General features: G+C 64.1%; 24 protein-coding genes. 5 read left to right on the top strand and 19 right to left on the bottom strand.

The window, feature by feature from the left end:
- Window positions 1–40 precede the first annotated feature (40 nt).
- Window positions 41–643 carry a recombination mediator RecR gene (recR, locus tag PMI38_RS10300; RefSeq protein WP_008093500.1) on the top strand — a complete coding sequence of 201 codons (603 nt, stop codon included), beginning with the start codon at window positions 41–43 and terminating at the stop codon, window positions 641–643.
- Between the two features lie 141 nt (window positions 644–784).
- On the opposite strand, the gene PMI38_RS10295 is transcribed toward recR, so the two are convergent.
- From PMI38_RS10295 to ccoN (PMI38_RS10220), 16 genes are all read right to left on the bottom strand, one after another.
- Window positions 785–1,333 carry an adenine phosphoribosyltransferase gene (locus tag PMI38_RS10295; protein ID WP_009683910.1) on the bottom strand — a complete coding sequence of 183 codons (549 nt, stop codon included), beginning with the start codon at window positions 1,331–1,333 and terminating at the stop codon, window positions 785–787.
- A gap of 56 nt (window positions 1,334–1,389) precedes the next feature.
- A complete protein-coding gene (gene fnrA, locus PMI38_RS10290) occupies window positions 1,390–2,124 on the bottom strand; it encodes a Crp/Fnr family transcriptional regulator FnrA (RefSeq protein WP_008093497.1) in 735 nt (244 codons plus the stop codon).
- 187 nt (window positions 2,125–2,311) lie between these two features.
- A complete protein-coding gene (hemN, locus tag PMI38_RS10285) occupies window positions 2,312–3,694 on the bottom strand; it encodes an oxygen-independent coproporphyrinogen III oxidase (protein ID WP_008093495.1) in 1,383 nt (460 codons plus the stop codon).
- A gap of 237 nt (window positions 3,695–3,931) precedes the next feature.
- The gene (locus PMI38_RS10280) at window positions 3,932–4,615 is read right to left on the bottom strand and encodes a sulfite exporter TauE/SafE family protein (RefSeq protein ID WP_008093494.1); all 684 of its coding nucleotides are present in this window, start codon (window positions 4,613–4,615) and stop codon (window positions 3,932–3,934) included.
- The gene (gene ccoS / locus PMI38_RS10275) at window positions 4,608–4,820 is read right to left on the bottom strand and encodes a cbb3-type cytochrome oxidase assembly protein CcoS (RefSeq protein ID WP_008093492.1); all 213 of its coding nucleotides are present in this window, start codon (window positions 4,818–4,820) and stop codon (window positions 4,608–4,610) included. Before ccoS ends, PMI38_RS10280 begins: the two co-directional genes overlap by 8 nt.
- Complete coding sequence (locus tag PMI38_RS10270; protein WP_008093491.1) at window positions 4,799–7,273, bottom strand: heavy metal translocating P-type ATPase; 2,475 nt, start codon at window positions 7,271–7,273, stop codon at window positions 4,799–4,801. The genes ccoS and PMI38_RS10270 overlap by 22 nt, the downstream gene beginning before the upstream one ends.
- A 143-nt stretch (window positions 7,274–7,416) precedes the next feature.
- A complete protein-coding gene (locus PMI38_RS10265; RefSeq protein ID WP_008093489.1) occupies window positions 7,417–7,941 on the bottom strand; it encodes a FixH family protein in 525 nt (174 codons plus the stop codon).
- 15 nt (window positions 7,942–7,956) lie between these two features.
- The gene (gene ccoG, locus PMI38_RS10260) at window positions 7,957–9,372 is read right to left on the bottom strand and encodes a cytochrome c oxidase accessory protein CcoG (protein ID WP_008093488.1); all 1,416 of its coding nucleotides are present in this window, start codon (window positions 9,370–9,372) and stop codon (window positions 7,957–7,959) included.
- A 311-nt stretch (window positions 9,373–9,683) separates the two neighbouring features.
- Window positions 9,684–10,661: a cytochrome-c oxidase, cbb3-type subunit III gene (ccoP, locus tag PMI38_RS10255; RefSeq protein ID WP_008093487.1), complete on the bottom strand. Its 978-nt coding sequence runs from the start codon at window positions 10,659–10,661 to the stop codon at window positions 9,684–9,686.
- Window positions 10,658–10,855 (bottom strand): CcoQ/FixQ family Cbb3-type cytochrome c oxidase assembly chaperone, encoded by a 198-nt coding sequence (locus PMI38_RS10250; protein WP_043273373.1) that lies wholly within the window; start codon window positions 10,853–10,855, stop codon window positions 10,658–10,660. The genes ccoP (PMI38_RS10255) and PMI38_RS10250 overlap by 4 nt, the downstream gene beginning before the upstream one ends.
- A gap of 5 nt (window positions 10,856–10,860) precedes the next feature.
- On the bottom strand, window positions 10,861–11,469 hold the full coding sequence (ccoO, locus tag PMI38_RS10245) for a cytochrome-c oxidase, cbb3-type subunit II (RefSeq protein WP_008093485.1): 609 nt from the start codon (window positions 11,467–11,469) through the stop codon (window positions 10,861–10,863).
- Window positions 11,469–12,911 carry a cytochrome-c oxidase, cbb3-type subunit I gene (ccoN, locus tag PMI38_RS10240; RefSeq protein WP_008093484.1) on the bottom strand — a complete coding sequence of 481 codons (1,443 nt, stop codon included), beginning with the start codon at window positions 12,909–12,911 and terminating at the stop codon, window positions 11,469–11,471. Before ccoN (PMI38_RS10240) ends, ccoO (PMI38_RS10245) begins: the two co-directional genes overlap by 1 nt.
- 461 nt (window positions 12,912–13,372) lie before the next feature.
- The gene (ccoP, locus tag PMI38_RS10235; RefSeq protein WP_008093483.1) at window positions 13,373–14,308 is read right to left on the bottom strand and encodes a cytochrome-c oxidase, cbb3-type subunit III; all 936 of its coding nucleotides are present in this window, start codon (window positions 14,306–14,308) and stop codon (window positions 13,373–13,375) included.
- A complete protein-coding gene (locus tag PMI38_RS10230) occupies window positions 14,305–14,511 on the bottom strand; it encodes a cbb3-type cytochrome oxidase subunit 3 (RefSeq protein WP_008093482.1) in 207 nt (68 codons plus the stop codon). The genes ccoP (PMI38_RS10235) and PMI38_RS10230 overlap by 4 nt, the downstream gene beginning before the upstream one ends.
- Before the next feature lie 5 nt (window positions 14,512–14,516).
- Window positions 14,517–15,125 carry a cytochrome-c oxidase, cbb3-type subunit II gene (gene ccoO, locus PMI38_RS10225; RefSeq protein ID WP_008093481.1) on the bottom strand — a complete coding sequence of 203 codons (609 nt, stop codon included), beginning with the start codon at window positions 15,123–15,125 and terminating at the stop codon, window positions 14,517–14,519.
- A gap of 13 nt (window positions 15,126–15,138) precedes the next feature.
- Window positions 15,139–16,563: a cytochrome-c oxidase, cbb3-type subunit I gene (gene ccoN / locus PMI38_RS10220; RefSeq protein ID WP_008093480.1), complete on the bottom strand. Its 1,425-nt coding sequence runs from the start codon at window positions 16,561–16,563 to the stop codon at window positions 15,139–15,141.
- Window positions 16,564–16,613: 50 nt separating this feature from the next.
- Here ccoN (PMI38_RS10220) and PMI38_RS10215 point away from each other — a divergent pair, with 50 nt between their 5' ends.
- Entirely contained in the window at window positions 16,614–17,306 is a 693-nt protein-coding gene (locus tag PMI38_RS10215; protein ID WP_043273371.1) for an alpha/beta family hydrolase, read from the top strand.
- Window positions 17,307–17,414: 108 nt separating this feature from the next.
- Here PMI38_RS10215 and ppnP read toward each other — a convergent pair whose 3' ends face one another.
- Window positions 17,415–17,699, bottom strand: coding sequence for a pyrimidine/purine nucleoside phosphorylase (gene ppnP / locus PMI38_RS10210; protein ID WP_008093478.1), 285 nt, complete (start codon window positions 17,697–17,699; stop codon window positions 17,415–17,417).
- 93 nt (window positions 17,700–17,792) lie between these two features.
- Window positions 17,793–18,338 (bottom strand): exonuclease domain-containing protein, encoded by a 546-nt coding sequence (locus PMI38_RS10205; protein WP_008093477.1) that lies wholly within the window; start codon window positions 18,336–18,338, stop codon window positions 17,793–17,795.
- A 163-nt stretch (window positions 18,339–18,501) separates the two neighbouring features.
- Between PMI38_RS10205 and PMI38_RS10200 the strand changes: the two genes are divergently transcribed.
- Window positions 18,502–19,302: a substrate-binding periplasmic protein gene (locus PMI38_RS10200; protein ID WP_008093476.1), complete on the top strand. Its 801-nt coding sequence runs from the start codon at window positions 18,502–18,504 to the stop codon at window positions 19,300–19,302.
- 64 nt (window positions 19,303–19,366) lie between these two features.
- Window positions 19,367–20,380, top strand: a complete 1,014-nt coding sequence (locus PMI38_RS10195) for a GNAT family N-acetyltransferase (RefSeq protein WP_008093475.1) — start codon at window positions 19,367–19,369, stop codon at window positions 20,378–20,380.
- A 116-nt stretch (window positions 20,381–20,496) separates the two neighbouring features.
- Here the strand turns inward: PMI38_RS10195 and PMI38_RS10190 are convergent, their stop codons facing one another.
- Window positions 20,497–21,027: an RNA polymerase factor sigma-70 gene (locus PMI38_RS10190; RefSeq protein ID WP_008093474.1), complete on the bottom strand. Its 531-nt coding sequence runs from the start codon at window positions 21,025–21,027 to the stop codon at window positions 20,497–20,499.
- Between the two features lie 306 nt (window positions 21,028–21,333).
- Here PMI38_RS10190 and PMI38_RS10185 point away from each other — a divergent pair.
- On the top strand, window positions 21,334–22,357 hold a 1,024-nt coding region (locus PMI38_RS10185), incomplete at its 3' end, for an AMP-binding protein (protein WP_008093473.1).

The raw sequence follows: 22,357 nt of genomic DNA, 5'->3' as shown, positions 1-22,357 counted from the left end.
CCTTGTTCATTCTGTTCCCCTGACTTGCAGGCCTGCCTACATGAGCTTCAGCCCCCTGATCCGCCAACTGATCGACGCCTTGCGCACCCTCCCGGGTGTCGGTCAGAAAACCGCCCAACGCATGGCCTTGCAGCTGCTTGAGCGTGACCGCAGTGGCGGCCTGCGTCTGGCTCAGGCGCTGAGCCAGGCCATGGAAGGGGTGGGCCATTGCCGTCAGTGCCGTACCCTGACCGAGCAGGAGCTGTGCCCGCAGTGTGCCGATCCACGCCGTGACGACACGCAGCTGTGCGTGGTGGAAGGGCCGATGGATGTGTATGCGGTGGAGCAGACTGGCTATCGCGGCCGCTATTTCGTGCTCAAGGGGCATCTATCGCCGCTGGACGGCCTGGGGCCGGAGGCAATCGGTGTGCCGCAGCTGATGGCGCGGATCGAAGAGCAGGGCAGCTTCACCGAGGTGATCTTGGCGACCAACCCGACGGTGGAAGGGGAGGCGACGGCGCACTACATTGCGCAGTTGCTGGCCGAGAAAGGCCTGGTGGCTTCGCGGATTGCCCATGGTGTGCCGTTGGGCGGCGAGCTGGAGCTGGTCGATGGTGGGACTTTGGCGCATGCCTTTGCCGGGCGTAGGCCGATTTCGTTGTAATTTGAGCATTAGGGCCGCTTTGCGGCCCATTCGCGGGACAAGCCCGCTCCCACAGGCACAGCGCTGACCTTGAGGGTGCCGTAGTGCCTGTGGGAGCGGGCTTGTCCCGCGAAAGGGCTGCGCAGCAGCCCCGAATCCGACTCAGTACTCGCTAAGAGAAAACTCGGTCAGACAGAAGGTCGGCACCCCCGCCGCTTGCAGCCGGCGCGACCCATCCAGCTCGGGCAGATCAATGATCGCCGCCGCCTCGAACACCTGAGCCCCAGTGCGCCGCACCAGGTTCGCCGCCGCCAGCAACGTACCGCCAGTGGCAATCAGGTCATCGAAGATCAGCACCGAATCCCCCTCGCACAGGCTGTCGGCATGCACTTCCAGGAAGGCCTCGCCGTACTCGGTCTGATACCCCTCCGACAACACATCGGCCGGCAGCTTGCCCTGCTTGCGGAACAGGATCAGCGGCTTGTTCAACTGGTGGGCAATGATCGAGCCGATCAGGAAGCCCCGCGCGTCCATGGCGCCGATGTGGCTGAATTCAGCCTCCACGTAACGCTCGATGAACTGGTCGGCCACATAGCGCAGCCCGCGAGGCGACTGGAATAGCGGGGTAATGTCGCGGAAGATCACGCCCGGTTTGGGAAAGTCCACTACCGGGCGGATCAGGGCTTTGAGGTCGAAAGCGTCGCTGTGCATCATTGCGGGTATCCTGGGGAAAACGATTGCGCCAGTATACCTTCTTGGCGCAGCTTTCAGACCTCGATCGCACCACCGGCCAGCGCACACAGCTGGATCGGGTCGAGGATGTGCACTTCCTTGCCTTCGGCGCGAATCAGGCCATTTTGCTGGAATCGGGTGAATACCCGCGACACGGTTTCCACCGCCAGGCCCAGGTAGTTGCCGATTTCGTTGCGCGACATGCTCAGGCGGAACTGGTTGGCCGAGTAGCCACGGGCACGGAATCGCGCGGACAGGTTGACCAGGAACGTGGCGATGCGCTCGTCGGCGGTCTTTTTCGACAGCAGCAGCATCATCTGCTGGTCATCACGAATTTCACGGCTCATCACCCGCATCAGCTGGCGGCGCAGCTGCGGCAATTGCACCGAGAGCTCATCGAGGCGCTCGAACGGGATCTCGCACACCGACGTGGTTTCCTGGGCCTGGGCCGAGACCGGGTAGGCTTCGGTATCCATCCCGGACAGGCCGACCAGTTCGCTGGGCAGGTGGAAGCCGGTGATCTGTTCCTCACCGCTGTCGCTCAGGCTGAAGGTCTTGAGGGCGCCGGAGCGTACGGCGTAGACCGACCCGAAATTGTCACCCTGGCGGAACAGGAATTCGCCTTTCTTCAGCGGGCGTCCGCGTTTGACGATGTCATCCAGTGCATCCATGTCTTCCAGGTTGAGTGAAAGAGGCAGGCACAGAGGCGCCAGGCTGCAATCCTTGCAATGGGCCTGGTTATGTTGGCGCAGTTTGACTGGCTCGGACATTTTGAATCGATCCTTCTCGGAAAGCACACATAAGTCGTAAGGGTAACCTACGGCATAGGGTGTAGGCCAGCGTGCGCTTTTGTGGTGCGCCCTGGCCGAACCCCAGCTGCATGATGCCGGGGGTTCATTCACGCCCATAGTGTGCCTGAGAAGGCCGCTTGTCCATGCGGTCAAACGACTCGTACAGCTAGATCACTCGCGAGAAACGCTGGCGGTTGTGCATCGCCAGATAGGCATCGAACAGCATGCACACCGAGCGGGCCAGCAGGCGCCCGGCCGGCAGGATGCGGATGCCTTTGTCGTCGAGACTGATCAGGCCGTCGCGCTGCAGGGTCTGCAGTTCCGGCCAGAGCTCGTTGAAGTAACCGCGAAAATCGAGGGTGAAGGCCTCCTCGATCGATTCGAAGTCCAGCTCGAAATGGCAGATCAACTGCTGGATCACCGCTCGCCGTATCCGGTCATCGTGGTTGCACAGCAGCCCGCGCTGGGTCGCCAGCTGGGCGTTGGAGAGGCTGTCCTGGTAGGTGTTCAGGTCGCTGCTGTTCTGGCAGTAGAGGTCGCCGATCTGGCTGATCGCCGACACCCCGAGGCCGATCAGGTCGCAATGACCGTGCGTGGTGTAGCCCTGGAAGTTGCGCTGCAGTGTGCCTTCCTCCTGGGCGACGGCCAGTTCGTCGTCGGGCAGGGCGAAGTGGTCCATGCCGATGTAGCGGTAGCCGGCAGCGGTGAGTTGCTCGATGGTATTGCGCAGCATCTCGAGCTTCGCCCCTGGTCCTGGCAGGTCGTTGCTGTCGATGCGCCGTTGGGGCATGAAGCGTTCGGGCAGGTGGGCGTAGTTGAACACCGACAGGCGATCGGGCTGCAGGCGGATCACTTCTTCCACCGTACGCGCGAAACCTTCCGGGGTCTGCTTGGGCAGGCCATAGATCAGGTCAAGGTTGACCGAGCGGAATTGCAGGGTGCGCGCCGCTTCGATCAGGGTGCGGGTCTGTTCCAGGCTCTGCAGGCGGTTGACCGCGCGTTGCACCACCGGGTCCAGGTCCTGCACCCCGAGGCTGACGCGGTTGAAGCCCAGTTCGCGGAGCAGGCCCATGGTCGACCAGTCGGCTTCGCGCGGGTCGATCTCGATGCCGTAGTCGCCGGAGTCATCGTCCAGCAGGTTGAAGTGCTGGCGCAGGGTGGCCATCAGTTGGCGCAGTTCGACATGGCTGAGGAAGGTGGGAGTGCCGCCACCGAAATGCAGCTGCTCGACCCGTTGTTTCGGGTCCAGGTGGCAGGCGATCAGCTGGATTTCCTGCTCCAGGCGCTGCAGGTAAGGCGCGGCGCGGCCACGGTCCTTGGTGATGACTTTGTTGCAGGCGCAGTAGTAGCAGATGTTGGCGCAGAACGGCACGTGCACGTACAAGGACAGCGGGCGTACGGCCCGACGGCTTTCGCGCAGGGCGTGGAGCAGGTCGAACGAGCCCACTTCGCTGTGCAGTTGCACGGCGGTGGGGTAGGAGGTGTAGCGCGGGCCGGCCAGATCGTAGCGGCGGATCAGGTCGGCATCCCAGCGTAGATCTTCGAGCATGTGGGCGGTCCCCGGAATGAGCAGCAGTGTCCGGAGTCTATGGCCGTCTGGAAGGGGCTGTTTTGATTTGTATCAAAAGGCATCGGGGCCGCTGTGCGGGGCAAGAAGCTGTTTTTTGATTTGTATCAATCAGAAATTGGGGCCGGCTGTGCGGCCCAATCGCCGGCAAGCCGGCTCCCACAGGGAGGGCGCATGCGATACTTGTGGGAGCTGGCTTGCCAGCGATTGGCCCCCTCCTCAATGCCCCATGAGCCAGTGCTGATGAGGGCCAGGCAGGGTCCAGATCCCAAACAGGATCACCAGCAAGCCGCCCGCCATGCGCACACTGCGCCGACGCAGCACAATGTTCACCCGCTCCGCCGCCAGCCCCGTGGCCAGTAGCACTGGCCAGGTACCCAAGCCGAACGCCAGCATCAACGCCGCGCTATACCCCGCATTGCCCTGGCTGGCCGCCCACAGCAAGGTGCTGTACACCAGCCCGCACGGCAACCAGCCCCACAACGCCCCCAGCAGCAGTGCCCGCGGCAGGCTGGAGACCGGCAGCAGGCGCGAAGCCACCGGCTGGATATGCCGCCACAAGCCCCTGCCCAGCACCTCGATTCGGGTCAGTCCGCTCCACCAGCCCGCCAGGTACAGGCCCATGGCAATCAGCAAAAGCGCGGCCACTACCCGTAGCGCCAGGGCGGCCGGGCTGCTGGCCACGGCCCAGCCGGCCAGGCCCAGCAGCAGGCCTGCGCAGGCATAACTGAGGATGCGTCCAAGGTTGTAGGCCAGCAACAGTTGCGCGCGCCTGGCGCGTTGTTCGGGTGGGATGGCCAGGGTCAGCGCGCCCATCAGGCCGCCACACATGCCCAGGCAATGGCCGCCGCCGAGCAGGCCAAGGATCAGTGCCGAGCCAAGCAGGGCAAGCAGGTCAGGCACGGGGCGGTGTGTCCTTGTCTTCGGGGGTGGCCGGGTCGTCTTTCACGGCAGCCTGGTGGCGTGGGTCCTGGTCATCGAACAGGATGCTGTGGGCGGGGCTGTCGAGGTCGTCGTACTGGCCGCTGTCTACCGCCCAAAAGAAGATGTAGACGGCAACCCCGACGAGCAGCAGGGCGGCCGGGATCATGACATAGAGGGCGGGCATGCTGATTTCCTTCCGGTTTGTGCAGCGCCGCTCGCCGGCAAGCCCGCGCCGGCAGGCAGGCGGGTCAGGCGCAAGGCGTTGAGCACCACGATCAGCGAACTGACCGACATGCCGATGGCTGCCCACACCGGAGTGATCCAGCCGAGCGCGGCGAACGGCAACATCAGGCCATTATACAGCGTTGCCCAGAGCAGGTTTTCGAGGATGTTGCGACGGGTGCGGCGTGCCAGGTCGAAGGCCTGCACCAGTGCCTGCAGGCGGTTGCTGAGCAGCACCGCGTCGGCACTGGTCTTGGCAAGGTCCGTGGCGCTGCCCATGGCGATGCTGATGTCGGCGGCGGCCAGCACCGGTACGTCGTTGACCCCATCGCCCAGCATCAGCACCTTGCGGCCAGCCGCCTGCAGGGCCTTGAGCCGGTCCAGCTTGTCGTCCGGGCGCAGGCCGCCGATGGCCTGGTCGATGCCCAGCTGCGCGGCCACCTCGGCGACCATCGGCGAGCTGTCACCCGACAGCAGCAGCGTGCGCCAGCCGCGTGCCTTGCAGGCAGCGAGCAGGGCGGGGGCGTCCTCGCGCAGGCGGTCGTCGAGGCCGAACCAGGCCAGCGGGCCCTGGCGGTCGCCGAGCAGCAGCCATTGGCCGCGCGGTTCCGGCACGCTGGGGATTTCGGCACCGCTCAAGGCGCACACGAAGGTGGCCTGGCCGATGCGCAGGCGCTGGCCTTCGACCTGGCCCTCCAGGCCCAGGCCAGGCACGCTTTGCACGTCTTCGGCGGCGCTGGCGGTGCGGCCGAAGGCGCGAGCGATGGGGTGTTCGGAGCGATTTTCGAGGGCGGCAGCCAGGGCCAGGCAGCGGTCGGCGGGCAGCGTGCCGAGCGGGCGGATGCTGCGCAGGGCCAGGCGGCCTTCGGTGAGGGTGCCGGTCTTGTCGAAGATGACCGTGTCGATCTGGTTCAGGCCTTCCAGCACATGGCCGCGGGTAATCAGCAGGCCGAGCTTGTGCAAGGTGCCGGTGGCGGCGGTCAGGGCGGTGGGGGTGGCCAGCGACAAGGCGCACGGGCAGGTCGCCACCAGCATGGCCAGGACGATCCAGAACGCCCGCGCCGGGTCCAGGTACCACCACCACAGGCCGATGGCCAGCGCCGCCACCAGGCTGAACAGCAGAAACCACTGCGAGGCGCGGTCGGCGATTTCAGCCAGGCGCGGTTTTTCGCTCTGCGCGCGCTCCAGCAGGCGAACGATGGCCGACAGGCGTGAATCGTGGCCCAAGGCTTCGACCTGCACATGCAGGGTGCTTTCCACGTTCAGCGTGCCGCCGGTGACCCGCTCGCCCGTCTGGCGAGGCTGCGGCAGGTATTCGCCGGTCAGCAGCGACTCGTCGACGCTGGAGCGGCCCTCGACGATACGTCCGTCGGCCGGGATCACCGCCCCGGGCAGCACCTGCACGGTGTCGCCGCATTGCAGCTCGCCGAGCAGGATACGCGCGGTCTGGCCGAACGCATCCAGGCGCAGGCACGAGGCCGGCAGCAGGTTGACCAGTTGTGCGGTGGCCGCCGCCGTGCGTTCGCGGGCGCGGCGCTCCAGGTAACGGCCGGTGAGCAGGAACAGGGCGAACATGCCCACGGTGTCGAAGTACAGCTCGCCGCTGCCGGTGACAGCGGTCCAGATCCCGGCGCCGAAGGCCAGGGCGATGGCCAGCGAGACCGACACGTCCATGGTCAGGTGACGGGTGCGCAGGTCGCGGGCGGCGCCCTTGAAGAATGGCGCGCAGCTGTAGAACACGATCGGAATGGTGAGAAACAGTGCGACCCAACGCAGGATGGTGTGCATCTCGGGCGACAGGTCGATGTTGAATTCGGGCCAGGTGGCCATGGTCGCCATCATCGCCTGGAACCACAGCAGTCCCGCCACGCCCAGGCGGCGCAGGGCGCTGCGGTTTTCCCGGGCCAACTGCTCGGCAGCCTGGTCGGGCTGGTAGGGGTGGGCGGCGTAGCCGATCTGGCGCAGCTCGGCCAGCAGCCTGGACAGCGGCAGTTGCTGGTCGTCCCAGTTGAGCAGCAGGCGGTGATTGGACAGGTTCAGGCGGGCCTCGGCGACGCCGGGGATGTTGCGCAAATGCTTTTCGATCAGCCAGCCGCAGGCCGCGCAGCTGATGCCCTCGACCATCAGTGTGGTCTCGGCGTGTTCGTCGGCATGGCGGACGAAGGTCTGCTGCACGTCGCTGCGATCGTACAGGGCCAGTTCGTCCTGCAGTTGCCTGGGCAGGGCCTCGGGGTTGGCGCTGCTGTCGCTGCGGTGCTGGTAGTAGTGCTCCAGCCCGCCGGCGACGATCGATTCGGCCACTGCCTGGCAGCCCGGGCAGCAGAATTGCCGGGGCTCGCCGAGGACCACGGCGGTGAAGCGGCTACCTGCCGGGACGGGCAGGGCGCAGTGGTAGCAGGGAGTGGGTTGGGTCATAAGGCGAGCACGCATTGACTTGCAGGAACGGATCCTGTGGGAGCGGGCTTGTCCCGCGAATGGGCCAGTCTGGGCAACATCATAAGCAGGTTTGGCCCTTTCGCGGGGCAAGCCCGCTCCCACAGAGAGACTAATGATTGCTGCTATTGGTGCTCGGCACCCTGCAGCGCCTCATCGCCCAGTGCCAGGGTCACCCCATGCTCCACCTTCTCCTCCTCGAACAACCGCCACACATGTTCATCCTGACTCCCCAGCAGCTCGACGAAGCGTCGCCCCTCGACCTTGTCATCCAGCTGGCCGACATAACGCCCTGCCTCCGAGCGGCTGAGCAGCACCTTGCGATCCTTGTCCGGCTGGGTCGGCGAGATCAGGTTCAGTTCCAGGCTCTGCGGGTCGCTTTCGCCGGTCAGGCGCACGTCCACTTCGCCGGTCAGCTCGTCGAGGTGCACGGTGGCCTTGAGGTTGAGGGTCTGTGCCAGCAGCTCGCGATCCAGCGAACGGTTGATGCCCTTGCCCGCTTCGTAATAGTTGTCGTTGACCAGGTTGTCCGGGTTGTTCACGGCGATGCTGACCATGGTCAGGCTCAGGCACACCGAGGTGGTGAGGATGCCGATGATGATCCAGGGCCAGAGGTGCTTGTACCAGGGGCTGGCGGCGGTGGCAGGCATTGTCAGTGTTCTCTCTCAGCGGATCTGTGGGCCGATGAAACGGCTCTTGGCATTGACCTCGGAGGCGCTGTCATCGGCGCTCTTGAGGATGAAGGTGATTTCGTTGGTGGTCGAGGGCAGTTTTTCCGGGGCGACCGACAATTGCACCGGCAGGCTGACGATATCGCCGGCGGCCACGCGGATTTCCCGCTGGCCTTCGAGGCGCAGGTCGGGCAGGCCGGTGGCGTCGAGCACGTAGACGTGGTCGCGCTGGTCCTTGTTCATGACCTTGAGGCTGTACACGTTCTCGATTCGCCCCTGGGCGTTCTCGCGGTACAGCACGCGGTCCTTGCTGACGTCAAAGCCCACCAGCGAACGGGTGGCGAAGGCGGTGGCCAGGGCGCCGATCATCACCAGCAGCACCACCGCGTAGCCGATCAGGCGTGGGCGTGCCATGTGGGTTTTCTGCCCCGACAGGTTGTGCTCGGTGGTGTAGCTGATCAGGCCTTTGGGGTAGTTCATCTTCTCCATGATGCTGTCGCAGGCGTCGATGCAGGCGGCGCAGCCGATGCATTCGATCTGCAGGCCATCGCGGATGTCGATGCCGGTCGGGCACACCTGCACGCACATGGTGCAGTCGATGCAGTCGCCCAGGCCCTTGGCCTTGTAGTCCAGGTCTTTCTTGCGCGGGCCACGGGTTTCGCCGCGGCGCGGGTCGTAGGAGACGATCAGGGTGTCCTTGTCGAACATCACGCTCTGGAAGCGCGCATAGGGGCACATGTACACGCACACCTGCTCACGCAGCCAGCCGGCATTGCCATAGGTGGCGAGGGTGAAGAAGCCGACCCAGAAATACGCCCAGCCATCGGCCTGGCCGGTGAAGAATTCGATGACCAGTTCACGAATCGGCGAGAAGTAGCCGACGAAGGTCATGCCGGTAACGAAGCCGATCAGCAGCCACAGGCTGTGCTTGGCGAACTTGCGCAGGAACTTGTTGCCGCTCATGGGGGCCCGGTCGAGTTTCATGCGCTGGTTGCGGTCACCCTCGGTGACCTTTTCGCACCACATGAAGATCCACGTCCACACGCTCTGCGGGCAGGTGTAGCCGCACCAGACGCGGCCGGCAAAGACGGTGATGAAGAACAGGCCGAAGGCGGCGACGATGAGGATGCCCGAAAGCAGGATGAAATCCTGTGGCCAGATGGTGGCGCCGAAGATGTAGAACTTGCGTTCGGGCAGGTTCCACCACACGGCCTGGTGGCCACCCCAGTTCAGCCACACGGTGCCGAAGTACAGCAGGAACAACAACGCCCCGCCGGCTATGCGCAACCTGCGGAACACGCCGGTGAAGGCGCGGGTATAGATTTTCTCGCGAGAGGCGTAGAGGTCGACGGAGTCCTTCCCTTTGCTGGCAGGCGGGGTGACGTCATGTACCGGAATTTGCTTGCTCATCATCAAGTCCCACGGCAGTGGAGAAACGCCGCGGCCAGTGCGTGCCGGCCGCAGTCTCGCGCCGTCTGCTGGCGCGCTGCGATCCATGATACGCCGGTGATGGCACACTGGGGTCGCATTGCGACCTTTTGTCGCATTGGGTTCACGATAGGAAACGTGATATGGCGGGTGTCAATTGATGCAGGTCAGCTTGTGGTGAATTCGCCGGCCTCTTCGCGGGGCAAGCCCGCTCCCACAGGTACTCCATTGATTTCTGATTTGGTGGAGTACCTGTGGGAGCGGGCTTGCCCCGCGAAGAGGGCGGCCCTGCCTTACTCGGCCTTGGCCGGCTCAGCCTGATGCGACAGGCTGTACACATAAGCCGCCAGCAAATGCACCTTGTCATTGCCCTGCAGCTGTTCCTGCGCCGGCATCTGCCCCTGGCGACCATAGCGAATGGTCTGCTGCAGCTGGGCAAAGCTCGAACCGTAGATGAACGCCTGCGGGTGGGTCAGGTCAGGCGCACCCATCGCCGGCGTGCCCTTGCCCTCCGGCCCGTGGCAGGCCACGCAGTTGGCAGCGAAGATCTTCTGCCCGTTCTCGGCGTCGGCCTTGGCGCCTTCCGGCAGGCTGCGGCCATCGAGCTTGCTGACCACGAAGGCCGCGACATCGGCCACTCCTTGCTCGCCGATCACTTCCGACCAGGCCGGCATCACCCCATGGCGACCCCCCATGATGGTGGTCTTGATGGTTTCCGGTTCGCCGCCCCAGCGCCAGTCCTTGTCGGTCAGGTTAGGGAAGCCGTAGGCACCCCTGGCGTCGGAGCCGTGGCACACCGAGCAGTTGGAGGCGAACAGCCGCGCGCCCATCTTCAGTGCTTGCGGGTCCTTGGCTACCTCTTCGATGGGCATGGCCGCGAACTTGGCGAAGATCGGCCCGAAGCGAGCATCGGCCTTGGCCATTTCCTTTTCCCACTCGTGCACGCCGGTCCAGCCTGGCTGGCCATTGCTGAACTCGGTCTGCTTGTCGGTATCCAGGTACGAGTAGCCCGGCAGGATGCCTTTCCAGTTGCCCAGGCCCGGGTACAGCACCAGGTAGCCGAGGGCGAAGATAATGGTGCCGACGAACAGCCAGAACCACCATTTCGGCAGCGGGTTGTCGTATTCCTCGATGCCATCGAAGGCATGCCCGACGGTTTCGTCGGTGACCTCTTCGCGCTGGCCCTTGCGGGTCGACAGCAGCAGCCAGGTCAACGAGAAGATGGTGCCCAGGGTCAGGACGGTGACGTACAGACTCCAGAAGGTTGTCATTGTTGTTTGCTCCCAGCAGCTTTTGCTTGCGCTTGCTCGACGTGCTTTTTGGCCTCGGGATCATCCGCGAAGGGCAGTTGTGTGGCTTCGTCGAATTCCCGCTTGCGCCGTGGGTTGAACACCCACAGCGCCAGGCCCACGAAGGCCACCATCACCACCACGGTGCCCAGGCCGCGAATCATCCCGATATCCATCAGCGTCACCGTTTGCTTTTGATGATGGTGCCAAGACCTTGCAGGTACGCAACGATGGCGTCCATTTCGGTCTTGCCCTTGACCGCGTCGTGGGCGCCGGCGATGTCGGCGTCGGTGTATGGCACACCGAGGGTGCGCAGCACCTCCATCTTCTTCGCGGTGTCCTTGCCGTCGAGCTTGTGCTCGACCAGCCACGGGTAGGACGGCATCTTCGACTCCGGTACCACGTTGCGCGGGTTGTACAGGTGCGCGCGGTGCCAGTCGTCGGAGTAGCGACCGCCGACGCGGGCCAGGTCCGGACCGGTACGCTTGGAGCCCCACAGGAACGGGTGGTCCCAGACGCTTTCACCGGCTACCGAGTAGTGGCCGTAGCGCTCGGTTTCGGCACGGAACGGGCGGATCATCTGCGAGTGGCAGCCGACGCAGCCTTCACGGATGTAGATGTCACGGCCTTCAAGCTCCAGCGCGGTGCGCGGCTTCATGCCTTCGACGGGTTTGTTGGTCACGTCCTGGAAGAACAGCGGGACGATCTGGGTCAGACCCCCGATGCTCACGGCGATGACCATGAAGAAGGCCAGCAGGCCTATGTTCTTCTCGACGGCTTCATGCTTCATCAGTGCGCTCCCACGACGACGATCTTGGCGGCTTCTTCAGCCTGCGCCGGGTTGGCGGCGCGTACAGTGCGGAACACGTTGTAGGCCATCAGCAGCATGCCGGAGGCGAAGAACGCACCGCCCAGGGCCCGGACGATAAAGCCTGGGTGGCTGGCCTGCAGAGCTTCGACGAAGGAGTAGGTGAGCGTGCCGTCATCGTTGATGGCGCGCCACATCAGGCCCTGGGTGATGCCGTTGACCCACATCGAGGCGATGTACAGCACGGTGCCGATGGTGGCCAGCCAGAAGTGCGCGTTGATCAGGCCGACGCTGTGCATCTGCTCGCGGCCGTAGAGTTTCGGGATCATGTGGTAGACCGCGCCGATGGAGATCATCGCTACCCAGCCGAGGGCGCCGGCGTGGACATGGCCGATGGTCCAGTCGGTGTAGTGCGACAGCGAGTTCACGGTCTTGATGGCCATCATCGGGCCTTCGAAGGTGGACATGCCGTAGAACGCCAGGGACACCACCAGGAACCGCAGGATCGGGTCGGTGCGCAGTTTGTGCCAGGCACCGGACAGGGTCATCATGCCGTTGATCATGCCGCCCCAGCTCGGTGCCAGGAGGATGATCGACATCACCATGCCCAGCGACTGCGCCCAGTCAGGCAGGGCGGTGTAGTGCAGGTGGTGGGGACCGGCCCAGATGTACAGGGTGATCAGCGCCCAGAAGTGCACGATCGACAGGCGATACGAGTAGATCGGCCGCTCGGCCTGCTTGGGCACGAAGTAGTACATCATCCCCAGGAAGCCGGTGGTGAGGAAGAAGCCCACGGCGTTGTGGCCGTACCACCACTGGATCATCGCGTCGGTGGCGCCGGAGTAGGCCGAGTACGACTTGAACAGGCTCACCGGCAGCGAGATGTGGTTGACGATGTGCAGCATCGCGGTAACCACGATGAAGGCGCCGTAGAACCAGTTGCCGACGTAGATGTGCTTGGTCTTGCGCTTGACGATGGTGCCGAAGAACACCAGGGCGTAGGTGACCCAGACGATGGCCAGCAGGATCGCGATCGGCCACTCGAGCTCGGCGTATTCCTTGGTGGTGGTGTAGCCCATCGGCAGGGTGATCAGCGCGCCGAGGATCACCGCCTGCCAGCCCCAGAAGGTGAAGGCGGCCATGCTGTCGGAGATCAGCCGGGTCTGGCAGGTTCGCTGCACCACGTAGTAGCTGGTGCCGAACAACGCACAGCCGCCGAAGGCGAAGATAACCAGGTTGGTGTGCAGGGGGCGCAGGCGGCCGAAGCTGGTCCAGGGCAGGTCCAGGTTCAATTGTGGCCACACCAGCTGCGAGGCGATGAAGACGCCGAGGCCCATGCCAAGGATCCCCCAGACCACCGTCATGATGGCGAACTGGCGGACGACCTTGTAGTTATAAGCAGTCGGACTGATTGCTGTGCTCATTGCTAAGGTTCCACGGTTTTGGTGTTCTTGTTGGTTGGAAAATCGGCGCCAGTATCGTTAACCACCAGGGTTATGGCAACGCAAGGACACCTGCGCCGACCCGTGTCCGGGCCCTGTTGCCGATGTCCCGCGGCAACGAGGTGCGGACGATTGTACACAAATAAATATTTGTAATGTGTACCGTTTTTCGCCTTTTTCTGATCGATCGGTCAAGCTTTTTCTGCGGGCGGCGTCAGGCTATGCGCCGCGTCTGCTTCGCTGGATTGGCAGCGAAAGCCCACTGAGGCAACAAGCTTAGTTCGGTTGGGGGGTGGTGCAAGGCGGGGAGTAGGGCGGGAGAGGGCTGGGGGGCTGCTTTGCAGCCCATTCGCGGGACAAGCCCGCTCCCACAGATCCCTGTGGGAGCCGGCTTGTCGTGGCGACGAACCGCGGCGATTGGGCCGCAAAGCGGCCCTGGGGTGTTACTTGGCAGTCAGGCTTTCAGGTTCCTGCGACAGGCTGTACACATAAGCCGCCAGCAAATGCACCTTGTCATTGCCCTGAATCTCCGCCTGGGCCGGCATCTGCCCCTGGCGGCCGTAGCGAATGGTCTGCTGCAGCTGGGCAAAGCTCGACCCATAGATGAACGCCTGCGGATGGTTCAGGTTCGGCGCCCCCATGGCCGGGGTGCCATTGCCCTCAGGTCCGTGGCAAGCCACGCAGTTGGCCGCGAAGATCTCCTTGCCCTTCGCCGCGTCAGCCTTGACCCCTTCCGGCAGGCTGCGGCCGTCGAGGTTGGTCAGCACATAGGCGGACACATCAGCCACGCCCTGTTCGCCGATCACTTCAGACCAGGCCGGCATCACGCCGTGGCGGCCATTCATGATCGAGGCCTTGATGGTTTCCGCCTCGCCACCCCAGCGCCAGTCCTTGTCGGTCAGGTTGGGGAAGCCATAGGCACCCTTGGCGTCCGAGCCGTGGCAGACCGAGCAGTTGGAGGCGAACAGGCGGCTGCCCATCTTCAGTGCCTGCGGGTCCTTGGCCACTTCCTCGATGGGCATGGCGGCGTATTTGGCGAAGATCGGGCCGAACTTGGCGTCGGCCTTGTCCATTTCCTTCTGCCACTCGTTGACGCCGGTCCAGCCGTTCTCGTAACCGGGCAGGATGCCTTTCCAGTTGCCCAGGCCCGGGTAGAGCACCAGGTAGCCGGCGCCGAACACCAGGGTGCCGACGAACAACCAGAACCACCACTTGGGCAGCGGGTTGTCGTATTCCTCGATGCCATCGAAGCTGTGTCCCATGGTCTGGTCGGTGGTGTTCTTGCTCTGGCCCTTGCGGGTCGAAAGCAACAGCCACGCCAGGCCGATCAGGCTGCCGATGGTCAGTACGCTGATGTACGTACTCCAGAAGGTGGTCATTGCCCTTTACTCCTCATCGCAGCAGTCATGGCAGCAGGTTCCTGCCCGGCGGGGGGCAGTCGGTCGTCGACGAAGGGCAGCAGGCGCGCTTCGGCGAAATCACGGTCACGGCGGCGGTTGAACACCCACAGCGTCAGGCCGATGAAGGCGATCATCACCACCAGGGTGCCCAGGCCACGGATCATGCCGATGTCCATTTCCATCGCACTCACCTCTTGTTCTTGATCGCGGTGCCCAGCACCTGCAGGTAGGCGACCAGGGCATCCATCTCGGTCTTGCCCTTGACCGCCTCGCGGGCACCGGCAATGTCGTCGTCGCTGTACGGCACGCCGAGGGTGCGCAGGGTGCGCATCTTGGTGTCGGTGTGGCTGTTGTCGACCTGCTGGGCGACCAGCCACGGGTAGGACGGCATCTTCGACTCCGGCACCACGTTGCGCGGGTTGTACAGGTGCGCGCGGTGCCAGTCGTCCGAGTAGCGGCCACCGACCCGGGCCAGGTCCGGACCGGTACGCTTGGAGCCCCACAGGAACGGGTGGTCCCACACGCTTTCACCGGCCACCGAGTAGTGGCCGTAACGCTCGGTTTCGGCGCGGAACGGACGGATCATCTGCGAGTGGCAGCCGACGCAGCCTTCGCGGATGTAGATATCGCGGCCTTCGAGCTGCAGCGCGGTGTAGGGCTTCATGCCTTCGACCGGCTTGTTGGTCACGTCCTGGAAGAACAGCGGGACGATCTGGGTCAGGCCGCCGATGCTGACGGCGAACACCATCAGCAAGGCCAGCAGGCCGACGTTCTTCTCGATCACTTCATGTTTCATCAGGCAGGTCTCCTCAGGCCAGTTGCGCGTTGGCAGGGGCGGCGACGGCGGCCGGGGCTCGCACGGTGCGCCAGGTGTTCCAGGCCATCAGGAACATGCCGCTGAGGAAGATCGCACCACCGACGAAGCGCACGATGAAGCCAGGGTGGCTGGCCACCAGGGTTTCGACGAACGAGTAGGTGAGCGTGCCGTCGCTGTTCACCGCCCGCCACATCAGGCCTTGGGCGATGCCGTTGACCCACATCGAGGCGATGTACAGCACGGTGCCGATGGTCGCCAGCCAGAAGTGCGCGTTGATCAGGCCGATGCTGTGCATCTGCTCTTTGCCGAACACTTTCGGGATGGTGTGGTACAGCGCACCGATCGAGATCATCGCCACCCAGCCAAGAGCGCCGGCGTGTACGTGGCCGATGGTCCAGTCGGTGTAGTGGGACAGGGCGTTGACCGTCTTGATGGCCATCATCGGGCCTTCGAAGGTGGACATGCCGTAGAACGCCAGGGACACGACCAAAAAGCGCAGGATCGGGTCGCTGCGCAACTTATGCCAGGCACCGGACAGGGTCATCATGCCGTTGATCATGCCGCCCCAGCTCGGCGCCAGCAGGATCAGCGACATCACCATGCCCAGCGACTGCGCCCAGTCGGGCAGCGCGGTGTAGTGCAGGTGGTGGGGACCGGCCCAGATGTACAGGGTGATCAGCGCCCAGAAGTGGACGATCGACAGGCGATAGGAATACACCGGGCGCTCGGCCTGCTTGGGCACGTAGTAGTACATCATCCCCAGGAAGCCTGCGGTCAGGAAGAAGCCCACCGCGTTGTGGCCATACCACCATTGCACCATGGCATCGGTCGCGCCGGCATACACCGAGTACGACTTGGTCAGGCTGACCGGCAGCTCCAGGTTGTTGATGATGTGCAGCATCGCCACGGTGAGGATGAAGGCGCCGAAGAACCAGTTGCCGACATAGATGTGCTTGGTGTTGCGCTTCATCATCGTGCCGAAGAACACGATGGCGTAGCAGACCCAGACGATGGTGATCAGGATGTCGATCGGCCATTCCAGCTCGGCGTATTCCTTGGAGCTGGTGTAGCCCAGCGGCAGGGTGATGGCTGCCAGCAGGATGACCAGCTGCCAGCCCCAGAAGGTGAACGCGGCCAGCTTGGGTGCGAACAGGGTGGTCTGGCAGGTACGTTGCACCGAATAATAGGAGGTGGCGAACAGCGCGCAGCCGCCGAAGGCGAAGATCACCGCATTGGTATGCAGGGGACGCAGGCGGCCGAAGCTGGTCCAGGGGAGGTCGAAGTTCAGGGAAGGCCAGGCGAGCTGGGCGGCAATGAAGACGCCGAGCCCCATCCCGACGATTCCCCACACCACCGTCATGATGGCGAATTGGCGGACCACCTTGTAGTTATAGGCGGTACTGCTGGTTGTGTTCATGTATGGGTTCCCATCCACGGTTATTTGGCAGGCTTTATAGCGAGGCAAGCATGATTAATGGGCAAAGTGCCTGTATTGACGGGGATCAATGGGCGAAGATCGGAAATGTCCCAGGCTTGCGCTGCGATTCCCCATCGAATCAGGGACATAGCGCACCTGCGGGGTGCCTGATCCTGGCCCATGGCGCAGGGGCGCCGATGGACAGCGAATTCATGAACGAAATCGCGCAAAGGCTGGCGGCGCTTGGGGTTGGCGTGGTTCGCTTCGAGTTCCCCTACATGGCCGAGCGCAGGGTCGGGGGTGGCAAACGGCCGCCCAATCCGCAGAAGGTGCTGCTCGAATGCTGGCGCGAGGTGTACCGGCAGGTGCGACCTTTGGTCACGGGAAAGCTGGCGATTGGCGGCAAGTCCATGGGCGGGCGCATGGCCAGCCTGCTGGCTGACGAGTTGGGTGCCGATGCGTTGGTATGCCTGGGGTATCCGTTCTATGCGGTGGGCAAGCCCGAGAAGCCGCGCGTGGAGCACCTGGCGCAATTGAAGACGCCGACGTTGATCGTGCAGGGCGAGCGGGATGCCTTGGGAAATCGGGAGGCGGTGCAGGGGTATGCGCTGTCACCGTCGATCGAGGTGAGCTGGCTGGTGGCGGGGGATCATGACCTGAAGCCGCTGAAGGCGTCGGGGTTCAGCCATGCGCAGCATTTACAGGCGGCGGCCGAAAGGGTGGCGGAGTTTCTGTTGAACTAGTGCTGGATTCTTCGCGGGACAAGCCCGCTCCCACAGACATTGCACACAGGTCGAAACCAGTGGCGATCCTGTGGGAGCGGGCTTGTCCCGCGAAGAGGGCGCTGCAGATCAGTCGCGGTACTCGCACAGGTAAGCGGTATCCACCGCCACCTTCAACTGAAACTTGCTGTCGGCAGCCACATTGAACTTGTCGCCAGCGTTGAAGGTTTCCCAGTTGTCGCTACCCGGCAGCTTCACGGTCAGCGCACCGGAAACCACGTGCATGATTTCACGCTTGGCGGTGCCGAACTCGTATTCGCCCGGGGCCATCACGCCGACGGTGGCCTGACCTTCAGCACCTTCGAAGGCGATCGACTTGACGGTGCCATCGAAGTACTCGTTGACCTTGAACATGGGGCGACTCCTGAAAAGAGAGGGGGATGAAAAAGGGCTGGCCAGTATGCCCAAGCCCATTCACGCCGTCATCTGCTTTCAGGTGCCCCGCCCTCAAAGGCCCGGCAGGCTCAAGGGCAGCAGCCGAGCCGTATTGCGCGCATCCTCCAGCGCCCGGTGCTGCTGGCCGCTGAAGTGCATGCCGGCCAGGTGCAGGGCACCGTTGAGCCCGGTCGGGCGTTGCAGGTGGCGGGCCTTGGCGAAGCGCTGCTTGAGGTTGATGTGCGGCAGGTTGCGCAACAGGCTGTCGAGCTCATGCTGCTGCCATTCCTGCAACAGTTGCTGGCGGTCGTAGTCACCCCAGCTGACCCAGGCCTGCAACTGCCCGCGATGGTGCCCCAGCCAGCGCTCGAAGCGCGCCCACACCTCCGGAAACGCCGCAGCGCTGTCGACGTTGGCCTGGCTGATCTTGGTCAGCTGGCGGCAGAACGGCGTCAGCTGGGGCCGCCGGCGCGGCCGCACGAAGCGCTGGAAATGGTCCACCTCGCGGCCCTCGCGGGTCACCAGGCTGGCGCCAATTTCAATGACTTCCATCTCCGTGACCGGCCAGCCACCGTCATCGGTGGTGGCTTCCAGGTCGATCACCAACCAGTGGCCCATACCAGGCTCCCTCGCCATACATGCTAGAGCAGCGTAGCCAATGTCCGGGCTCATGGCACCCTCTGGCAAAATGCCCTCATTTTGGCGTTTCCAGCGGTTGTGCCGTTTTTCGAAAACGCCTAGCTTAAGCGCAACCAGGTATGAACCGTGATGAGTGCCCGTCTTGACTCCTGCACCCGGCCTGAAGGTTTTTGCCACCCTGTTGCTGTTGGCCGTTGCCGGGCTGGCGGCACCGACATGGGCTGCCGACGCCATCGAAGTGAAGATCGGTGCCGCACATTTCCCGCCCTATACCGTGCGCCCGGAGCAGGGTGCTGACACCGGGCTGCTGCCGCAACTGGTCCAGGCCTTGAACCAATTGCAGGCGGATTACCGCTTTGTTCTGGTGCCCACGTCCATTCAGCGGCGCTTCGGCGATCTGCAGCAAGGCCGTACCGACATGGCGATCTTCGAGAACCCCGCCTGGGGTTGGCAGCAGATTCCGCACCAGACCGTGGACATGGGCCTGGAAGATGCCGAGGTGTTCGTCGCGAAAAAGGCCGACGGCCGTGACCAGCTCTACTTCGATGACCTGCAGGGCAAGCGCCTGGCGCTGTTCAATGGCTATCACTACGCCTTCGCACGCTTCGACCCCGACCCTGATCACCTGCGCGCGACCTACAACGCGACCCTGACCTATTCCCATGACAGCAACCTGCTGATGGTCCAGGCCGGGCGCGCCGACATCGCCTTGGTCACGCGCTCCTACCTCAGCGATTTCCTGGTGCGCAACCCCACCAGCCTGGACACGCTGATGGCTTCCGAGCGTATCGACCAGGTCTATCACCACTACGCCTTGCTGCGCCCAGGCGCTCCCATCAGCCCCGAGCAGTTCTCCGCGCTGCTGCGCTACCTGCGCGAGACCGGCGAACTGACGCGGATCTTCCAACCCTATCGGATCACCGTCGCGGCGCCCGCCGAGTAAATTCCAAGGTCGCGGCCACGTTTTCATCCGTGAGCCTTTCTTTCACTTACCGTGAGCCAAGACCATGCCGTTCGATGCCGCTTCGCAGCCGTTGTCACTGCCTCGCTGGCACAGCCTCAGCGCCGACCAAGGCGACCGCTGGCTGAGCCTGACGCTGGAAGACCGTCCCCTGATCCAGGTGCGCCTGGTGCCGGGCGAAACCCTTGAGGTCCATATTGAAAGCCTTTGCCCCGAGCGCCCCCAGCAAGCGTTGTGGGCCGCCTGCTACTGGCTGCTGTCACGCGACCCCGCCTGCCAGCGCCTGACCTGGCACCTGCCGCAACCGCAACCCGAGGCGCTGGCCAGCGGGCTGCTGGTGATGGGCGAGAGGCCAGGCGTGTACCGGTGCGAGCACACGCTGTTCTGGCAGTTGCCGCATCCCTGGCTGAGTCAGGCGTCGACCGCCGCCTACCCACAGCAGATGCAGCTGAGCGATGGCAAGCGCCACCCCCGCCGGGCGCCCAAGCCGCGTGGCGAGGTCTATCGCCGTTTCGATGCCCGGCTGGGCAGCTGGGTGTCGTTGCGGACCCTGGAAATCGACCAGGACCTGGCGCGATTCAACCGCTGGCAGAACAACCCGCGGGTGGAGAAGTTCTGGCAGGAGGGCGGCTCGCTGGAGCAGCACAGGGAGTATCTGGCCAAGCTCGAAGCCGACCCGCACACCCTGACCCTGATCGGCAGCTTCGACGACCAGCCGTTCGCCTACTTCGAAGCCTACTGGGCCAAGGAAGACCGCATTGCACCGTTCTACCCGGCCGACGACTACGACCGTGGCGTGCACATGCTGGTGGGCGAGGAGAACCACCGCGGGCCACACAAGGTCGCCAGCTGGCTGTCGGCGCTGGTGCACTACCTGTTCCTCGATGACCCGCGCACCCAGCGGGTGGTGGCCGAGCCGCGTGCCGACAATGGCAAGATGATCGGCTACATGCACGACCAGTGCTTCCACTGCGAGAAAGAGTTCGATTTCCCGCACAAGCGGGCAGCGCTGATGATTCTGGGGCGGGAGCGGTTCTTCGAGCGCTGCAAGCTGGCCTAGTACGGGGTCGCCTGCTTCGCGGGACAAGCCCGCTCCCACAGGTCCGCCTCTGGCCTCAAGCAAGGTGCGATCTCTGTGGGAGCGGGCTTGTCCCGCGAAGCAGGCGCCGCCGAACCTCAACCCTGCCGGTTAGCCGTCTTGCGGCAATGCACCAGCGCATCGCGAATCATGAAGTTGACCAAGGTCGGCGACACCCCCAGCTCCTTGGCGATGTCCTTCTGCGGCACGCCATGCAGACGGTACATCTCGAACGCATAGCGGGTGCGCGGGGGCAGTTCGTTGAGCGCCTCGGCAATGTGCTCCAGGGCGGCAAGATTGATATGGGTGGCTTCCGGCGAGGCGTTGAGTACGACGACGTTGAGGCCTTCCTCTTCACTGCCGGAGTACTTCAGCTCCATCGCCTGCTTGCGGTAGTGATCGATGGCCAGGTTGCGCACGATCTGAAACAGATAGCTGAGCTGGGCCTTGAACGACGAGGTGATGTGGGGGGCGGAACCGAGCCGGAAGAAAGCGTCCTGCACCACGTCTTCGGCGCGCGAGCGGCAACCGGTGATGCGTGCCGCGATCTTGACCAGAATGCTGCGGTTGTCGACGAACGCCTGGAGTAATGGTGAATCGCACTTACTTGTGGATAGCTGTTCCGCCATGGAAATCACCTTGTCTCGGAAGGGAAAGGGAGCACCCCTGGCGGGGAAGCTTCCTACGACGTGCGACAAACTATTCAGAATGATAATGATTGTCAAATACGAAAGTTAATCAGTATCCGTTAGTTTCAGTTCTAAGCCGACAGCCGTGATGCAGTTCACTTTCTGCACCTTCCGGCGCCGGGTTTTGCCGTTAATTTCTTCCGTTGCCCATCCGTTCCCCTGTGTACATCCGGCCGCCGCATGCTGCCCGCCGCCCTTGCGCGAGGCAGCCGGCCCGACTTACCCAGACACTGGCAGGAACACCCCATGACGGACGCCTTCGAACTCCCGCTCTCGCTGGTCCAGGCACTGGCGCAACGTGCCGCGCAAACCCCGGACCGCATAGCCCTGCGCTTTCTGGCCGACGCCCCCGGCGAGCAGGCCGTGCTCAGTTACCGCGAGCTGGACCGTCGCGCGCGCACCATTGCCGCCGCCTTGCAGGCCCAAGCGGGGTTCGCCGACCGCGCCGTGCTGTTGTTCCCCAGCGGCCCGGACTATGTCGCGGCGTTCTTCGGCTGCCTGTATGCCGGCGTCATCGCCGTGCCGGCCTATCCGCCGGAGTCGTCGCGCCGTCACCATCAGGAGCGCCTGCTGTCGATCATCGACGACGCCGAGCCGCGTCTGCTGCTGACCGTGGCGGCGCTGCACGACAGCCTGCAGGGCCTCGAAGCCCTGGCTGGCGACAACGCCCCCGCACTGCTGGCGGTGGACACCTTGGACCCGAGCCTGGCCGAGGCCTGGCGCGAGCCGACGCTGGCCGGCGACGACATCGCCTTCCTCCAGTACACCTCCGGCTCCACGGCGCTGCCCAAGGGCGTGCAGGTCAGCCACGGCAACCTGGTGGCCAACGAGCAGTTGATCCGCCACGGCTTTGGCATCGACCTGAACCCCGACGACGTGATCGTCAGCTGGCTGCCGCTGTACCACGACATGGGCCTGATCGGCGGCCTGCTGCAGCCGATCTTCAGCGGCGTGCCTTGTGTGCTGATGTCGCCGGGCTACTTCCTGGCCCGACCGCTGCGCTGGCTGCAGGCGATCAGCGAATACGGCGGCACCATCAGTGGCGGGCCGGACTTCGCCTACCGTCTGTGCAGCGAGCGGGTCAGCGAAGCGGCCCTGGCCGGCCTCGACCTGAGCCGCTGGCGCGTGGCCTATTCCGGCTCCGAACCGATCCGCCAGGACAGCCTCGACACCTTCGCCGAGAAGTTCGCCGCCTGTGGTTTCCAGCCGAGCAGCTTCTTCGCCAGCTATGGCCTGGCCGAGGCCACCCTGTTCGTCAGCGGCAGGCGCC

The organism is Pseudomonas sp. GM84 (assembly GCF_000282535.1).
GTDB lineage: Bacteria > Pseudomonadota > Gammaproteobacteria > Pseudomonadales > Pseudomonadaceae > Aquipseudomonas.
This window is presented reverse-complemented; position numbering and strand designations above follow the sequence as displayed.

What these genes read in the sequence shown, in the direction of transcription:
- recR (WP_008093500.1), top strand. Translation starts at nt 41, where the DNA reads ATGAGCTTCAGCCCCCTGATCCGCCAACTGATCGACGCCTTGCGCACC.
- PMI38_RS10295 (WP_009683910.1), bottom strand. Translation starts at nt 1,333, where the DNA reads ATGCACAGCGACGCTTTCGACCTCAAAGCCCTGATCCGCCCGGTAGTG.
- fnrA (WP_008093497.1), bottom strand. Translation starts at nt 2,124, where the DNA reads ATGTCCGAGCCAGTCAAACTGCGCCAACATAACCAGGCCCATTGCAAG.
- hemN (WP_008093495.1), bottom strand. Translation starts at nt 3,694, where the DNA reads ATGCTCGAAGATCTACGCTGGGATGCCGACCTGATCCGCCGCTACGAT.
- ccoS (WP_008093492.1), bottom strand. Translation starts at nt 4,820, where the DNA reads ATGCCCGCCCTCTATGTCATGATCCCGGCCGCCCTGCTGCTCGTCGGG.
- PMI38_RS10270 (WP_008093491.1), bottom strand. Translation starts at nt 7,273, where the DNA reads ATGACCCAACCCACTCCCTGCTACCACTGCGCCCTGCCCGTCCCGGCA.
- PMI38_RS10265 (WP_008093489.1), bottom strand. Translation starts at nt 7,941, where the DNA reads ATGCCTGCCACCGCCGCCAGCCCCTGGTACAAGCACCTCTGGCCCTGG.
- ccoG (WP_008093488.1), bottom strand. Translation starts at nt 9,372, where the DNA reads ATGAGCAAGCAAATTCCGGTACATGACGTCACCCCGCCTGCCAGCAAA.
- ccoP (WP_008093487.1), bottom strand. Translation starts at nt 10,661, where the DNA reads ATGACAACCTTCTGGAGTCTGTACGTCACCGTCCTGACCCTGGGCACC.
- PMI38_RS10250 (WP_043273373.1), bottom strand. Translation starts at nt 10,855, where the DNA reads ATGGATATCGGGATGATTCGCGGCCTGGGCACCGTGGTGGTGATGGTG.
- ccoO (WP_008093485.1), bottom strand. Translation starts at nt 11,469, where the DNA reads ATGAAGCATGAAGCCGTCGAGAAGAACATAGGCCTGCTGGCCTTCTTC.
- ccoN (WP_008093484.1), bottom strand. Translation starts at nt 12,911, where the DNA reads ATGAGCACAGCAATCAGTCCGACTGCTTATAACTACAAGGTCGTCCGC.
- ccoP (WP_008093483.1), bottom strand. Translation starts at nt 14,308, where the DNA reads ATGACCACCTTCTGGAGTACGTACATCAGCGTACTGACCATCGGCAGC.
- PMI38_RS10230 (WP_008093482.1), bottom strand. Translation starts at nt 14,511, where the DNA reads ATGGAAATGGACATCGGCATGATCCGTGGCCTGGGCACCCTGGTGGTG.
- ccoO (WP_008093481.1), bottom strand. Translation starts at nt 15,125, where the DNA reads ATGAAACATGAAGTGATCGAGAAGAACGTCGGCCTGCTGGCCTTGCTG.
- ccoN (WP_008093480.1), bottom strand. Translation starts at nt 16,563, where the DNA reads ATGAACACAACCAGCAGTACCGCCTATAACTACAAGGTGGTCCGCCAA.
- PMI38_RS10215 (WP_043273371.1), top strand. Translation starts at nt 16,614, where the DNA reads ATGATTAATGGGCAAAGTGCCTGTATTGACGGGGATCAATGGGCGAAG.
- ppnP (WP_008093478.1), bottom strand. Translation starts at nt 17,699, where the DNA reads ATGTTCAAGGTCAACGAGTACTTCGATGGCACCGTCAAGTCGATCGCC.
- PMI38_RS10205 (WP_008093477.1), bottom strand. Translation starts at nt 18,338, where the DNA reads ATGGGCCACTGGTTGGTGATCGACCTGGAAGCCACCACCGATGACGGT.
- PMI38_RS10195 (WP_008093475.1), top strand. Translation starts at nt 19,367, where the DNA reads ATGCCGTTCGATGCCGCTTCGCAGCCGTTGTCACTGCCTCGCTGGCAC.
- PMI38_RS10190 (WP_008093474.1), bottom strand. Translation starts at nt 21,027, where the DNA reads ATGGCGGAACAGCTATCCACAAGTAAGTGCGATTCACCATTACTCCAG.